This is a genomic window from Ensifer aridi, assembly GCF_002078505.1.
GTDB classification, from domain to species: Bacteria; Pseudomonadota; Alphaproteobacteria; order Rhizobiales; family Rhizobiaceae; genus Sinorhizobium; species Sinorhizobium aridi.
In genome coordinates this window covers 198,868-213,074 of sequence record NZ_LUAV01000007.1, presented here as the reverse complement: position 1 = coordinate 213,074, position 14,207 = coordinate 198,868, and the positions used below count along the sequence as shown (strand labels likewise).

The 14,207-nt window shown below is 62.2% G+C and carries 13 protein-coding genes; 4 read left to right on the top strand and 9 right to left on the bottom strand.

The genetic code is table 11. The features are described 5' to 3' along the window. The first annotated feature begins 4 nt into the window (after window positions 1–4). The 3 genes from trpC to AYK65_RS07945 are packed head-to-tail and all read left to right on the top strand — an operon-like array spanning window position 5 to window position 2,534. Entirely contained in the window at window positions 5–820 is an 816-nt protein-coding gene (gene trpC, locus AYK65_RS07955; protein WP_081158149.1) for an indole-3-glycerol phosphate synthase TrpC, read from the top strand. Beyond that, complete coding sequence (gene moaC / locus AYK65_RS07950; RefSeq protein ID WP_026614171.1) at window positions 820–1,314, top strand: cyclic pyranopterin monophosphate synthase MoaC; 495 nt, start codon at window positions 820–822, stop codon at window positions 1,312–1,314. The genes trpC and moaC overlap by 1 nt, the downstream gene beginning before the upstream one ends. Further along, window positions 1,314–2,534, top strand: coding sequence for a molybdopterin molybdotransferase MoeA (locus AYK65_RS07945; protein WP_081158148.1), 1,221 nt, complete (start codon window positions 1,314–1,316; stop codon window positions 2,532–2,534). The genes moaC and AYK65_RS07945 overlap by 1 nt, the downstream gene beginning before the upstream one ends. A 187-nt stretch (window positions 2,535–2,721) precedes the next feature. Here AYK65_RS07945 and AYK65_RS07940 read toward each other — a convergent pair whose 3' ends face one another. The 8 genes from AYK65_RS07940 to pcsA form a co-directional block, all read right to left on the bottom strand. Next, window positions 2,722–4,014 (bottom strand): hemolysin family protein, encoded by a 1,293-nt coding sequence (locus AYK65_RS07940; protein WP_081158147.1) that lies wholly within the window; start codon window positions 4,012–4,014, stop codon window positions 2,722–2,724. 140 nt (window positions 4,015–4,154) lie between these two features. Next, entirely contained in the window at window positions 4,155–4,907 is a 753-nt protein-coding gene (locus tag AYK65_RS07935; protein ID WP_026614174.1) for a FadR/GntR family transcriptional regulator, read from the bottom strand. 368 nt (window positions 4,908–5,275) lie between these two features. Continuing rightward, window positions 5,276–6,346, bottom strand: coding sequence for a BMP family ABC transporter substrate-binding protein (locus tag AYK65_RS07930; protein WP_046120984.1), 1,071 nt, complete (start codon window positions 6,344–6,346; stop codon window positions 5,276–5,278). A 46-nt stretch (window positions 6,347–6,392) separates the two neighbouring features. Further along, window positions 6,393–7,313, bottom strand: coding sequence for an ABC transporter permease (locus tag AYK65_RS07925; RefSeq protein WP_026614175.1), 921 nt, complete (start codon window positions 7,311–7,313; stop codon window positions 6,393–6,395). After that, window positions 7,313–8,407, bottom strand: a complete 1,095-nt coding sequence (locus AYK65_RS07920) for an ABC transporter permease (protein ID WP_046120985.1) — start codon at window positions 8,405–8,407, stop codon at window positions 7,313–7,315. Before AYK65_RS07920 ends, AYK65_RS07925 begins: the two co-directional genes overlap by 1 nt. After that, complete coding sequence (locus AYK65_RS07915; RefSeq protein ID WP_081158169.1) at window positions 8,397–9,971, bottom strand: ABC transporter ATP-binding protein; 1,575 nt, start codon at window positions 9,969–9,971, stop codon at window positions 8,397–8,399. The genes AYK65_RS07920 and AYK65_RS07915 overlap by 11 nt, the downstream gene beginning before the upstream one ends. Before the next feature lie 47 nt (window positions 9,972–10,018). Further along, the gene (locus AYK65_RS07910) at window positions 10,019–10,996 is read right to left on the bottom strand and encodes a quinone oxidoreductase family protein (protein WP_081158146.1); all 978 of its coding nucleotides are present in this window, start codon (window positions 10,994–10,996) and stop codon (window positions 10,019–10,021) included. A gap of 67 nt (window positions 10,997–11,063) precedes the next feature. Beyond that, window positions 11,064–11,789 (bottom strand): phosphatidylcholine synthase, encoded by a 726-nt coding sequence (gene pcsA, locus AYK65_RS07905; protein WP_081158145.1) that lies wholly within the window; start codon window positions 11,787–11,789, stop codon window positions 11,064–11,066. Between the two features lie 274 nt (window positions 11,790–12,063). Here pcsA and AYK65_RS07900 point away from each other — a divergent pair, with 274 nt between their 5' ends. Further along, window positions 12,064–13,275, top strand: a complete 1,212-nt coding sequence (locus AYK65_RS07900) for a UbiH/UbiF family hydroxylase (RefSeq protein ID WP_081158144.1) — start codon at window positions 12,064–12,066, stop codon at window positions 13,273–13,275. Here the strand turns inward: AYK65_RS07900 and AYK65_RS07895 are convergent. Next, window positions 13,243–14,205, bottom strand: coding sequence for an AEC family transporter (locus AYK65_RS07895; RefSeq protein ID WP_081158143.1), 963 nt, complete (start codon window positions 14,203–14,205; stop codon window positions 13,243–13,245). The genes AYK65_RS07900 and AYK65_RS07895 overlap by 33 nt on opposite strands. Window positions 14,206–14,207 lie beyond the last annotated feature (2 nt).

Sequence of the window (14,207 nt, the reverse complement as noted above, 5' to 3'; positions counted from 1 at the left end):
GGATATGACGGATATCCTGAGCAGGATCGAAGCCTATAAGCGCGACGAGATCGCCGCCGCGAAATCGCGCGCGCCGCTCGACGAGCTGAAGGCGCGGATTGCCGACCAGGCTCCGCCGCGCGGCTTCCGTGTCGCACTTGCCGCGCGGCGCGAAAAAGGCGATTTCGGGCTCATCGCCGAGATCAAGAAGGCAAGCCCGTCTAAGGGATTGATCCGACCGGACTTCGATCCGCCGGCGCTCGCGAGAGCTTATGCTGCAGGTGGTGCTGCCTGCCTTTCCGTGCTCACCGACACGCCGAGCTTCCAGGGGGCCCCGGAATTCCTGACGGCGGCCCGCGCCGCCTGTCCGCTACCGGCGCTGCGCAAGGATTTCATGTTCGACACCTATCAAGTGTTCGAGGCACGCGCGTGGGGTGCCGACTGCATCCTGCTGATCATGGCGTCGCTTAGCGACCACGATGCACGCCGGCTGGAAGACACTGCCTTCTCGCTCGGCATGGACGTCCTAATCGAAGTGCATGATACCAGCGAAATGGAGCGGGCGCTGCGACTGACATCTCGGCTCATCGGGATCAACAATCGCAATCTCAGGACATTCGAGGTCGATCTTGCGGTCTCCGAACAGCTCGCGGCGATGGTTCCGCCCGACCGGCTGCTCGTCGGCGAAAGCGGCATCTTCACTCACGAGGACTGCCGGCGGCTCGAAAAGAGCGGCATCACCACGTTTCTCGTCGGCGAAAGCTTGATGAGGAAGGACGACGTGGAGGCAGCGACGCGCGCCCTTTTGACCGGCGCAGGAAGCGTGCTGGCGGCAGAGTGATGAGCGCCCCCACCCTCACCCATCTCGACAGTGCCGGCGAAGCCAACATGGTCGATGTCGGCGACAAGGCGGAGACGGTGCGGATCGCCGCCGCGGAGGGCTTCGTCAGAATGCTGCCCGAAACGCTGGCGCTCATTCTCGAGGGCAATGCCAAGAAGGGCGACGTCATCGGCACGGCCCGGCTGGCAGGCATCATGGCCGCGAAACAGACGTCGAATCTCATTCCGCTCTGCCATCCGTTGATGCTGAGCAAGGTGTCGGTGGAGATCGTGCCGGACGAGGCACTTCCCGGCCTGCGCGTCGAGGCCATGGCGAAGCTGACCGGTCGGACGGGCGTCGAGATGGAGGCACTGACCGCCGTCAGCGTAGCCTGCCTGACGATCTACGACATGGCCAAGGCGGCCGACCGCGAGATGGAGATCGGCGGCATTCGGCTGGTGAGCAAATCGGGCGGGCGCTCGGGTGACTATCAGCGCCAGGAAGATAAGCGTTGATGTCGCTGCTCTCGGTCGAAGAGGCCCTTCTCCGGGTCATTACCAAAGCCCGCTCCCCGCAGCGGACGGAACGTCTCCCGTTGCATGACTGCCTCGGCCGCGTGCTTGCGGAGAATGTGGCGGCACGGGTCACGCATCCAGCCTTCGATAATTCCGCCATGGATGGCTATGCCGTCCGCTACGAGGATATCGCCGAGATCGGCGCCGAACTGACAGTCGTCGGGCAGTCCGCTGCAGGACGCGGGTTTCGGGGTGAGGTCGGGCGCGGCGAGACCGTGCGCATCTTTACCGGAGCGCCGTTGCCGGTCGGGGCGGACACGGTCATCATCCAGGAAGACACCGAAAAGTTGCCGGACGATCGCATCCGTACGCTGTTTGCGCCGGCGAAAGGCCGTCACATCCGCTTGAAGGGGCAGGATTTCGCGGAAGGTGACGTCGCGCTCGCCGCCGGCCAAGTGCTCGATGCCGGCCGCCTGACGCTTGCGGCGGGGATGAACCACGAAAGCCTGCCGGTCTTTGCACGACCCAAAATAGCGATCATCGCCACCGGCGACGAATTACTGCCCGCGGGCAGTTCCCCCGGGCCTGACCAGATCATCGCATCGAACAGCTTCGGTGTGGCTGCGATCGCGCGCGAGAATGGCGCCGAAATCCTGGATCTCGGCATCGTTCCGGATGACCGTGCCGCTATCGCCGCCGCCGTTGCCGAAGCCAAATTTGCCAAGGCCGATGTGCTCGTCACCCTCGGCGGCGCCTCGGTCGGCGACCATGATCTCGTCCAGTCGACGCTCATTAGCTGCGGCATGACGCTCGACTTCTGGCGCATCGCGATGCGGCCGGGAAAGCCGCTGATGGTGGGAGAGCTTACAGGCATGTCGGTGCTCGGCCTGCCCGGCAATCCCGTTTCGAGCCTCGTCTGCGCGCTGCTTTTCCTCGAGCCGTTGACCCGCAAGCTCGCCCACCTGCCGCCACGCTCGCGGCTGACGACGGCGCGGCTCGCCGCGCCCTTGCCCGCCAACGACCGCCGCCAGGACTATGTACGCGCCCGCCTTACCGCCGAGCCGGACGGATCGCTGCTGGCTCATCCATTCTCGCGTCAGGATTCGTCGATGGTCAGCATCTTCGCGCAATCGGAGGGGCTGATCGTGCGACCGCCGCATGCACCTGAGGCTTTGAGCGGCGAGACTTGCACTGTCCTCAAACTCAGAGATCCCGCTTAACCGCGCGACGCGCGGCAGTTTCCCATCGCGACCCGTCTGTCATACCGCGGTCATGCGCGCCATATAATAAGGAAAATAACTCGACCGCGGCGCCTGACTACGGATGGACTAGCAGGCTCTATGCGGTTTGAGGAGGAAAGGTCGGGTAGCGCCCGGCCTTTTGCTTTTTGGTGAGCTCGCGCCTGCTTCAGGACATGTTCTCGCTACTTCGGCTGACAAGGATCTTGTCGATCCGCCGCCCGTCCATATCGATCACCTCGAAGCGGTAGCCGTGAGCCTCGGCGGCATCGCCCTCCTCCGGCGTCTTACGCAACTGCTGTACGAGAAATCCAGCTATCGTTTCGAAATCGCCATCAGAATCGATGCCTTCGATGCCGATCTGGAGGTGGATTTCATCGATCGGCGTTCGTCCGTCGACCAGATAGCTGCCGTCGTCGCGCGCACGAATGAGAGCGTGCTCGACATCGTCGTAGTTCGAAGGAATGACGCCGACGATCGCTTCCAGAATATCAGCCGTGGTGACGATTCCTTCTGTGCTGCCGTATTCGTCGACGATCATCGCCATATCGATGCTTGACGACTTGAAAGCCTCGAGGGCTTTGAGGCATGAGGCCGTCTCCGGCAGGGTCAGGATTTCCCGGACATAGTTGCGCACGTTGAATGCCCCGCCCGCGGGCGCGTTCAGTATCTCCTTCACCAGAACGGCACCCAGCACTTCACCGGTCGGGCCGTCGATGACAGGATATCGGGAATGGCCGAACTGCCGAATCTTGCGTCCGATTGCGTCCTGGCTGTCGTTGACATCGATGAAGCTCACCTCGGTCCGGTGGGTCATGATCGATTTGACGTTGCGATCGCCGAGGCGGATGATGCGACGCAGCATTTCGTGCTCGCTCTTCTCGATCGCACCGCTCTCGACCCCTTCGGCCATGATTGCCTTGACTTCTTCCTCCGTAACATGATCCGCGTCATCGGGCTTCATGCCGAAGAGCCGCATAGCAACGGCGGCAGCCATCTCGAAAAGATAGACGACCGGCGCCGCGATACGCGAAAGCAACGTCATCGGCCCAGCGACGAACATCGCCAGCGCCTCCGAATTCCGAAGCGCGAGCTGTTTCGGGATGAGTTCGCCGACGACGACCGACAGGAAGGTGATGAGGGTAACGACGAGCGCCACTGCAACCGTGTTGCCGTAGGGGTTGATCCAGGCCACCTCGTTCAGCATTGGCGCTATCTTCGCGGCGATCGTTGCGCCACCGTAGGCGCCCGCCAGAATACCGACGAGGGTAATGCCGACCTGGACCGTCGAGAGGAACTTGCCGGGATCTTCAGCGAGCTTCAGCGCGACATCTGCGCGCTGGTTTCCCTGCTTCACCATCTGCCGCAGCAACGGCTTGCTTGCCGAGACAATTGCCATTTCCGATAGCGCGAAGAAAGCGTTGATCAGAAGCAGAAGAAATATGACAAGAAGCTCGGACATGATCTCCGGTTCACCGTTGGCGGGAAGTCACCCTTTTTCAGGAGAGACCTTCCCCAGATAGGCTACGCAGAAAGGCCGGGCAAGATCACCCCCTGCAATTCACGCCCTCCCCGGATCGACGGCTGGAGGGGCGCCGCAGGTCACATCTTTCCGCCCTCGTTGCCAGACAAGGCCCGGTGGATGCGTTCGCGCCCGTATTTGATAACGTGTTCCATCGCCTGCCGCGCGCCGGTCTCGCTCCTCCTGCCGATTTCCTCAACGATGCGAATATGGTTTCGAGCGACCTCGTCTATGCCGCCCTTGTCGTCCGTCGGCGAGCTTAATCTGAAAACGCCGACGAGGGCTGCTTCGATCAGACTACCGACCGTGCGCAAGAAGGGATTTCCGGATGCATCCAGAACGGCGAGATGGAATTTCAGGTCGGCCACGGCAAGGCTCTCGGCCGTGTGCTTCGCATCGCCCATGGCGACAGCGAGCCGCATCATGGTGGCTATTTCCGCCTCTGACGCATTCCTCGCCGCCAGCGCCGCGGCGTGCGTCTCGAAAGCAAGCCGCACTTCACTCAGATGATGGAGGAAATCCTCATCGACTCCGCAGGCGAAGTGCCAGGTCAGAATGTCGCTATCGAAGAGGTTCCATTCCTTCCTGGGTGTGACGCGGGTACCGATGCGCGCGCGCGGCACGATCATGCCTTTGGCGGCAAGCGTTTTCATCGCTTCGCGCAGGACGGTGCGCGATACGCGAAAACGCAGCGCCAGTTCAGGGTCGCCGGGCAGGATGCTGCCGACCGGGAACTCTCCCGAGACAATCGCCTTTCCGAGTTGATCCACCACCTGCGCGTGGCTTGTCCGCTTCGGCGTGCCGGATATTACCGTCTCAAACAGGCTTTTCACCCCGTCTCCCCCAAGAATGTGCCCCCGTCGGTCGCGGCGGATATGGCGCAGTGGCTGCAACGCCAAACATCGTCCTCATTGCACCCGCGTCAGAGTCAATCAACACTAGATCGAATAAGCGATTCCTGAAAGTCTCACGAAGCGTCGCAGCGGATCAGCGACGGCAAGCACGCGTTCAATCACTCGTTGAGCGAGCATTTGCGTTAAAGCGGCGTCGACTCAGAAACAATGCAAGGAGAGCGCCGGAGCGTACGGCGACATCTGCACGTCCGAGCAGATGCTTCGCAAAGAAACAAAAACCCCGCGCCAAGGCACGGGGTCTGCTATCGCGCGTCTCTTCGACGCGGCCGTTATCATACGCGCACCGGTTATTGCGGCAGCTTGTCGTCGACACCCTCAACGTAGAAGTTCATGCCGAGCAGCGTGCCGTCATCGGCCGTCTCGCCTTCCTTGAGCCACGGGCTGCCGTCCTGCTTGTTCAGCGGCCCGGTGAACGGCTTCAGTTCGCCGGACTTGATCTTGGCCTCAGTTGCCTCGGCCATCGCTTTTACGTCGTCTGGCATGTTGGTGTAGGGAGCCATGGTCAGAATGCCGTCCTTCAGGCCGTCCCAGCTCGACGTCGATTCCCATTTCCCGTCGAGGAACGCCTGGGTGCGCTTCACATAATAGGCGCCCCAGGTGTCGACGATCGCGGTCAACTGCGTCTGCGGGCCAGCGGCGATCATGTCGGAGGCCTGGCCGAAGGCCTTGATGCCGCGTTCGGCGGCAACCTGCATCGGCGCGGTCGTGTCGGTGTGCTGGGTCAGGATGTCGACGCCCTGGTCGATCAGCGCCTTGGCGGCATCGGCTTCCTTGCCGGGATCGAACCAGGTGTTGGCCCACACGACCTTGATCTTGAAATCCGGATTGACCGATCGGGCGCCGATCACGAAGGAGTTGATGCCCATGACGACTTCCGGAATCGGGAAGGACGCGATGTAGCCGGCTAGGCCCTTCTGAGACATCTTGGCCGCGATCTGCCCCTGGATGTAGCGGCCTTCGTAGAAGCGGCTGTTATAGGTCGCGACGTTCGGAGCCGTCTTGTAGCCGGTCGCGTGCTCGAATTTTACGTCAGGGAATTTCTGCGCGATCTTGATCGTCGCGTCCATGAAGCCGAAGGACGTCGTGAAAATCAGACCGCAGCCGGAACGGGCCAGGCGTTCGATCGCACGTTCCGCGTCCGGGCCTTCCGGCACGTTTTCGAGAAACTGCGTCTCGACCTTGTCTCCGAGTTCCTTTTCGACTTGCTGGCGGCCGATGTCGTGGGCTTGGGTCCAGCCGCCGTCGGTCTTCGAGCCGACATAGACGAAGCAGACCTTGGCTTTTTCCTGAGCGCTTGCGGCCGACACGACGCCGAGCACGGCCGCTGTGGTTGCGAGGGCGACGAGTAGTTTTTTCATTTTTGACCTCTGTCGGTTTGAGAAATGTCCGTCTGGTTGTTGTTTTTCACCGATCCGGCACAAACGGCTTGCCGAGCGATGCCGGCGTATTGATCAACGTCATGCGCCGGTTATGCGATATGAGAATGAGTACGATGATTGTCGCGAGATAGGGAAGCGAAGAAAGGAATTGCGAGGGAATGCCGATCCCGAAGGCTTGCGCGTGAAGCTGGCTGATCGAGACCGCACCGAAGAGGTATCCGCCGGCGACCACGCGCCAGGGGCGCCAGGAGGCGAAAACCACGAGCGCGAGCGCGATCCAGCCACGTCCGGCCGACATGTTCTCGACCCACTGCGGCGTATAGACGAGCGAGAGCTGCGCTCCGGCGAGGCCGGCACAGGCACCACCGAACAGAACGGCAAGGTAGCGGGTGCGAACGACGTCGACGCCGAGCGCGTGCGCCGATGCGTGACTGTCGCCGACGGCGCGCAGCTTCAGTCCCGCACGGCTCCTGAACAGGAACCAGTGGATGCCCGCGACGACCGCGATCGACAGATAGAAGATCGCGTCCTGCCGGAACAGGAGCGGCCCGAGGAACGGGACTTGCGACAGGAGCGGGATCGTAATCGGCTGCAGCTTGATGCCCTGCATGCCGAGAAAGCCCTCGCCAAGCATCCCCGACACGCCGAGGCCGAGCAGCGTCAGCGCCAATCCGGTCGCCACCTGATTGGCGACCAGCGTGAGCGTAAGGAAACCGAACAGCAGCGCGAACAGCACCCCTGCGCCAATGCCGGCGAGCACGCCGATATAGGGCGAACCGGTGATTTGCGTGGCCGCGAAGGCTGAGACCGCGCCCATGATCATCATGCCTTCGACGCCGAGATTGAGCACGCCCGACCGCTCGGCGACGAGCTCGCCGGCGGCGGCGAGGACGAGCGGCGTTGCCGCCGTGATGACGCTCAGAAGAATTGCTTCGACGATGCCCATCAGTGCGCCTCTTCCGTTTTGGTCGCCGCGAACCGCTCCCACACCAGCCGTATGCGGTAGTGAATGAGCGTGTCGCACGACAGCACGAAGAAGAGCAGCAGCCCCTGGAAAACGCGCGTGACCCTCTCCGACACGCCGATCGAAAGCTGTGCGGCCTCGCCGCCAAGATAGGTGAGCGCCAGCACGAGTCCGGCAGCAACGATGCCAAGCGGATTGAGGCGGCCAAGGAAAGCGACGATAATCGCGGTGAAGCCGTAGCCGGGCGAGATCACCGGCCGCAATTGCTGGATGGCGCCGCTCACTTCCGCGATCCCGGCAAGCCCGGCGAGCGCGCCCGAGAACAGCATCGAGAACCAGATCATCTTGCGCGACGAAAAGCCGGCAAAGCGCCCTGCCCGTGCGGATTGGCCAAGCACGGTGATCTCAAAGCCCCTCAAGGTGTAGCGCATCATGAACCAGACGAGGACCGCCGCGACGATCGCGAAGGCGAAGCCCCAATGGGTGCGTCCGGAGGCGATCATCTCCGGGAGTATTGCGTCGGCGCCGAAGGTGCGGGTTTCTGGAAAGTTCATGCCCTGCGGATTGCGCCACGGACCGCGCACGAGCCAGTCGAGAAAGAGCTGGGCCACATAGACAAGCATCAGGCTCGTCAGGATCTCGTTGGTGTTCATATGCGCCTTCAGGAAGGCCGGCACCGCGGCGAAGAGCGCGCCGCCGATCATACCGAAAAGCATCATCAGCGGCAGCACCACCGGCGACTGCCAATCATAGAAGACGACCGGCAGGATCGAGCCGGCGATCGCTCCCATGATGAATTGCCCTTCCGCACCGATGTTCCAGTTATTGGACCGGAAGCAAACGGATAGACCGACGCCGATCAAAATCAGCGGCGCGGCCTTGATCGCCAATTCATGGAGCGACCACACTTCGCTCAAGGGTTCGACGAAGAAGCTGTAGAGCGCCGTGACGGGGTTCTTGCCGAGCAACGCGAACATGATGCCGCCGAAGACGATGGTCAGTGCAAAGGCGATGAACGGAGAAAGCACGGAGAACAGCGTCGAGACTTTGGGGCGCTTTTCGAGTTCAATGCGCATGGGCAGCTCCCGCGCCTTCCGTCTTGCCGTACATCCCGCCCATCAAGAGGCCGATCTTCTCGCGTGAGAGTTCGCGCGCCGGATAGGGGTCGGAAAGACGCCCCTCGCTGATCACCGCGATCTCCGTCGCCACTTCGAATATCTCATCGAGGTCCTGGCTGATCACCAGCACCGCCGAGCCCGCCTTGGCAAGATCGACCAACGCCTGGCGGATGCGGCTTGCCGCCCCGGCATCGACGCCCCAGGTCGGCTGGTTGACGACAAGCACGGCCGGTTGACGATCGAGCTCCCGACCGACAATGAACTTCTGCAGGTTGCCGCCGGAAAGCGAACCGGCCGGCGGATCCTCACCGCTCTTGCGGACGTCCATCGCTTCGGCAACCCGCTTCGTCGCGGCCTTGACCGCGCCTTGCCGGATGATTTTGAGAAAACCGCCACCGAGAAAGGCGCGCCGGTCCGACTGGTTGCGCGCGAGCACGAGATTATCGGACAACGACAGCGTCGAGACCGCTGCATGGCCATGACGCTCCTCTGGCACGAATCCCGCTCCCATCAGCCGGCGAGCGTTAATGTTCCGGCTCCCGACCGGGTTCCGGCGGATCTGTATGGCTTTGTCGTCAGCCACCGGATATTCTCCGGAAAGCGCGTCGAAGAGTTCGCTCTGACCGTTGCCGGCGACACCCGCGATCGCCAGGACCTCGCCTGCCCTGACCTTGAGGCAGATATTCTTCAAGGAGACCGCGAAGGGCGTCCGCGCCGGCACGGAGAGGTGGCGCGCCTCCAGTTGCACATCGCCCCTGGTGTTCGTTCCTTCCGGCGTGACGACGGCCACCTCGCTGCCGACCATCATGCGCGCAAGTGAAGCGGGCGTCTCCGCGCGCGGATCGCAGGCCCCCGTGACCCTGCCGTGCCTGAGCACCGTTGCACGGTCGCAAAGGCGCTGCACCTCCTCCAGACGATGGCTGATGTAAAGGACGGACCTTCCCTCCGACTTCAACTTGAACAGCGTTTCGAATAGACGATCCGCCTCCTGCGGCGTCAGCACCGAAGTTGGTTCGTCAAGGATAATGAGCTGTGGGTTCTGCAGAAGCGCTCGTACGATCTCGATCCGCTGCCGTTCGCCGACCGAAAGGTCGGCGACATGCGCTTTCGGATCCAGCGGCAAGCCATAGACGCGCGACAGATGCGAAGCCTCTTCGGCAACACGGGCGAGCGAGACGTTCCGGTCCATGGAGAGCGCGATATTCTCGGCAACGGTCAGCGCCTCGAATAGAGAAAAATGCTGGAAAACCATGCCGATGCCGAGCTTGCGCGCGTCACTCGGACTGGTGATGCGGACGATCTCGCCGTTCCAGGCGATCTCGCCGGCCGTCGGCGCAAGCACGCCAAACAGCATCTTCACCAGAGTGGACTTTCCAGCTCCGTTTTCGCCAAGCAGCGCGTGGATCTCTCCGGGCTCTATCTGCAGATTGATCGCATTGCAGGCTGTAAACGAGCCGAACAATTTCGTCAGGTTGCTCACGGCCAGCAGCGGACCGCTCGCAGTTTGTCCCTTAACAGGCACGCTGCCCTCTTTCCCCTCTTTGATTCCGCCGGCCTTCAATGCTTCAGTCAGGGAATCAGCAATGTCGTTCCACTCGTTTTTCTTGTTTCGAGATCTGTATGCGCCCGGCCGGCTTCGGCGAGCGGATAAGTCTGATTGATATTGATACGCACTTTGTTGCTTTGCACAACATCAAACAGGGAATTTGCGCACGCCTCCAATGCCGGTCGGGTCGCGATATAGGTGAAGAGCGTCGGGCGGGTCGCATAAAGCGCCCCCTTCTGAGCCAGGATACCGATACTGAATGCCTCGACCGCTCCCGACGAGTTGCCGAAACTGACCCAGAGACCGCGCGGTTTGAGGCAGTCGAGCGAGCCCGGATAGGTGTCGCGGCCGACCGAGTCGTAAACAACGTCTACGCCGCGCCCTCCCGTCAGTTCCTTGACGCGCGTGACGAAGTTGTCGGTGCGGTAGTTTATGACATGGTCGTAGCCATGGGCGAGCGCCAGATCGATCTTCTCCTGCGATCCGGCCGTGCCGATCACCGTGGCGCCAAGCACCTTTGCCCATTGCCCGGCGATGAGGCCGACGCCGCCGGCAGCCGCGTGGAAGAGCAAGGTCGTCTCCGGACCGACTTTGAACGTCTGGTTCAAGAGATATTGTGCGGTCATGCCTTTGAGCATCATCGCGGCGGCCGTCTCCAGACTGATCCCATCCGGCACTTTCACAAGCTGGGACGCGTCCACATTTCGCTCGCTGGCATAGGCGCCGTCGGCGGAGGCATAGGCCACCCGGTCGCCGACCGAAAAGAGGCTGACGCCATCGCCGACCGCCGTCACGACGCCCGCCCCTTCCTTGCCCGGAACAAAGGGCAGACCGGTTGCCGATTTGTAGAGGCCGGTGCGGAAGTAGACGTCGATGAAATTGAGGCCGATCGCCACCTGCCGGATCTGGACCTCACCCGGTCCGGGCGGCGCCAAGGTCACACCTTCCATCTTCAGAACTTCCGGGCCGCCGAGTTCGCGAACGACGATCGCCTGTGCCATGACCAAACTCCTCTAACCATTGGAACGGGACGCGGCCGGAAAGCCGCGCGGCCTTTGTCATCCCGCTCTAGACGCGTCCAAGATTGGGAAAAAGCTGCAGGATGAAACCGATGACGTAGAGATAGAGACCGGTCGCAACGACGCCAACGACCACCCAGGGCGGCGTCTCGAAATGCAAGAGCAAGGCGTACATGCCAAGTACGGACCAGGCGAGGAAGACGCCGAGATTGAGCGGCCTCAGCCTTTTCACGCGCACCGGATGCAGGAAATTGATCGGCAGGAACGTCAGCACCACCGACAGGACAACGACAATCGACGCCGTCACTTCGCTCGCCTGGATGACAAAAAGGGTGAAGACGATCATATTCCAGACGACCGGAAATCCGGAGAAGAAATACTCGTCCGTCTTCATGCCCATATCGGCATAGTAGATAGCGCTCGAGACGACGATCGCTCCGGCTGCGACGAATGACCAGGGTTCGCCGATCATGCCGCTTTGGTAGAGCGCGAAGGCCGGCAGGAGCACATAGGTGACGTAGTCGATGACGTTGTCGAGCGTGTCGCCCGACCAGTTTGGCAACACCTCTTTGACCTGCACCTTGCGCGCAATCGGACCATCGATGCCATCGACGAGCAGCGCCAAGCCGAGCCACCAGAACATATCGATGAAACGGTGCTCGGCCGCCGCGACGACGCCGAGGAACGCCAGGAACGAGCCGGATGCAGTGAGGATATGCACGGAAAAGGCGCGGATTTCGGCGTAAGGAACGCGTCTGTAGTTGAAGAACTTCATGTGCGAGCGCCGCCCGTCCCCTTTGTCCGGTCCCTGTGCCACCGGTCACCGCTGCTGCAAGCAATCGGCGCCACTTTGGCGGTAATATGCACCGTTTGCGGAGCATCGCCAGCAAAATCCGACCATTTGGCCCATTGGGCGGTATTGTTCTGTGGACATGCGGCAACCGCCTCCGCGCTGATTTGAGCCCATTTATTTCAATAGGCTAAGCGGGTAGAACAACAACAAGAGATCAAGAGAAAAGGCGGGCCGCCGCCGGGAGGTCCTGTCGGCCATGGATCATTACGACATCGTCATCATCGGTGCGGGACTTGCGGGCTCGCTGGCGGCGATCGCATTGGCCCGGGAGGGCCATCGCGTCGCTCTCGTGGGGCCGAGACCGGCCATCGCCGACGGCCGCACCACCGCGCTTATGGACCAGTCGATCGACTATCTCAAGAAACTCGGCCTGTGGGACGAGGTCGCGCCACTGACGGCGCCGCTCGTCGCCATTCACATCATTGACGGAACCAAGCGCCTCTTGCGGGCCCCGCCCGTCAACTTTCGCGCCCCGGAAGTCGGTCTCGAAGCCTTCGGCTATAACATTCCGAACGCGCCCTTCCTTGAAATTCTGGAAAAACACGAGGCGAGCCTGCCGACGCTCGACCGGATTCCGGTGGCGGCGACGACCTTCGATTTCGGCGAGCTCGAAGCGCGTGTCGGCCTTGGTGATGGGCGAGTAATCAGCGCAGATCTGGTCGTCGGCGCCGACGGTCGGCGCTCGGCCGTCAGGGAAGCGGCGGAGATAGAGACCTTCACCTGGTACTATCCGCAGACGGCGGTCGTCTTGAACTTCGCCCATGAGCTGCCGCACCAGGAGGTGTCGACGGAATTTCATACGGAGAGCGGACCATTCACGCAGGTTCCCCTTCCCGGCAACCGTTCCAGTCTCGTCTGGGTGCAGAAGCCGCGCGATGCGGAAGAGACGCTCAGGCTCGCGCCCGAGGTCTTGTCGCGCACCATCGAGGACCGAATGCAATCGATTCTCGGCAAGGTGGTCGCCGAAGGCATTCCGCAATCCTTTCCGCTCTCGGGCCATACGGCCCGCCGCTTCGGCAAGGGCCGCGTGATGCTGGTCGGCGAGGCCGCGCACGCCTTCCCGCCGATCGGTGCCCAGGGGCTCAACCTCAGTCTTCGCGACGTCATGACCGTCGTCGAACTCGTCGGTCCGCCCGCCGGCAGGCGCCTGCCGGCGGACACAGGCGACCGATTCGACGGCCGACGGCGCATCGATATTGTCAGCCGCACGGCGAGTGTGGACCTGCTCAATCGGTCGCTGCTCTCCAGTTTCCTGCCCGTCCAGGCCTTGCGGGCCGTCGGGCTGCAACTCCTTTCTTCCGCAGGTCCCCTGCGCGGCCTGCTGATGCGCGAAGGCATTCATCCGGGCAGTGCTCTGCAGTCGATCAAGGAGAGCCTACGGGAACAGATCAGCCGGAAGCGCGCCTGACCGCACGAGGTAGAGAAGACCCGTGACCGTTGCCACGGAAAGCAGCGTCGTGATCAGAATCGTTGCGGATGCGCGTTCCTGCCAGACCCCGTATTGGTGGCCGATGACGAAGACATTCGTTGCCGTCGGCAGTGCGGCAAGCAGCACGGCCGTCTGCATCCAGATCAGATCGTAAGTGCCGCCGAGGCTCAGCGCCAGATACATCAGCACCGGATGCAGGATGAGCTTCGCCGGAACGATATAGCCGATCTCGGCTGGTATTCGCTTGAGCGGCCTCAGCGCCAGTGTGACACCCATGGCAAAGAGCGCGCAGGGAGCAGCCGCCTGCGCCAGGTAGTCGATCAGGCGCTGCACCGGTGCCGGCGGCTCAAGCGCCAGGAAGGCCGCGGCGACACCCGCAAATGTCGACAGGATGAAGGGGTGAAGCGCGATACGGCGGGCAATGCCGAGCAAAAGGGCCGAAAGCTTCCGCTTGCCGCCACCGCCGATCGCCATCATAGCGGGCGCAACCGTAAAATGCGCCGCATTTTCGAAGCAGAAGATCAGCGCTACGGGAACAGCGGCTTTCTCGCCGAATGCAAGCAGCGCGAGACCCGGTCCCATATAGCCGATATTGCCGTAGGCGCCGGCGAAGCCCTGGATCGTCGCCTCGGCAATCGTGCTGCGGCGCAGGAAGAGGCCGACCGCGAAGATCAGCGCAAAGACGAGATAGGTGGTGCCGACGCTGGTGAGGATGAAATCCGCGCGTGTGAGTTCGTCGACCGGCGTGCGCGAGACCAGCTTGAAGAAGAGTGCCGGCAGCGCGAGGTAGACGATGAATGTGTTCATCCACCCCATTGCTTCGCCAGGATGGTCGACGATACGCGCGGTCATATAGCCGAGAAAGATCAGACCGAAGAACGGCAGCACCAACCCTGCGATTTCCGCCATCA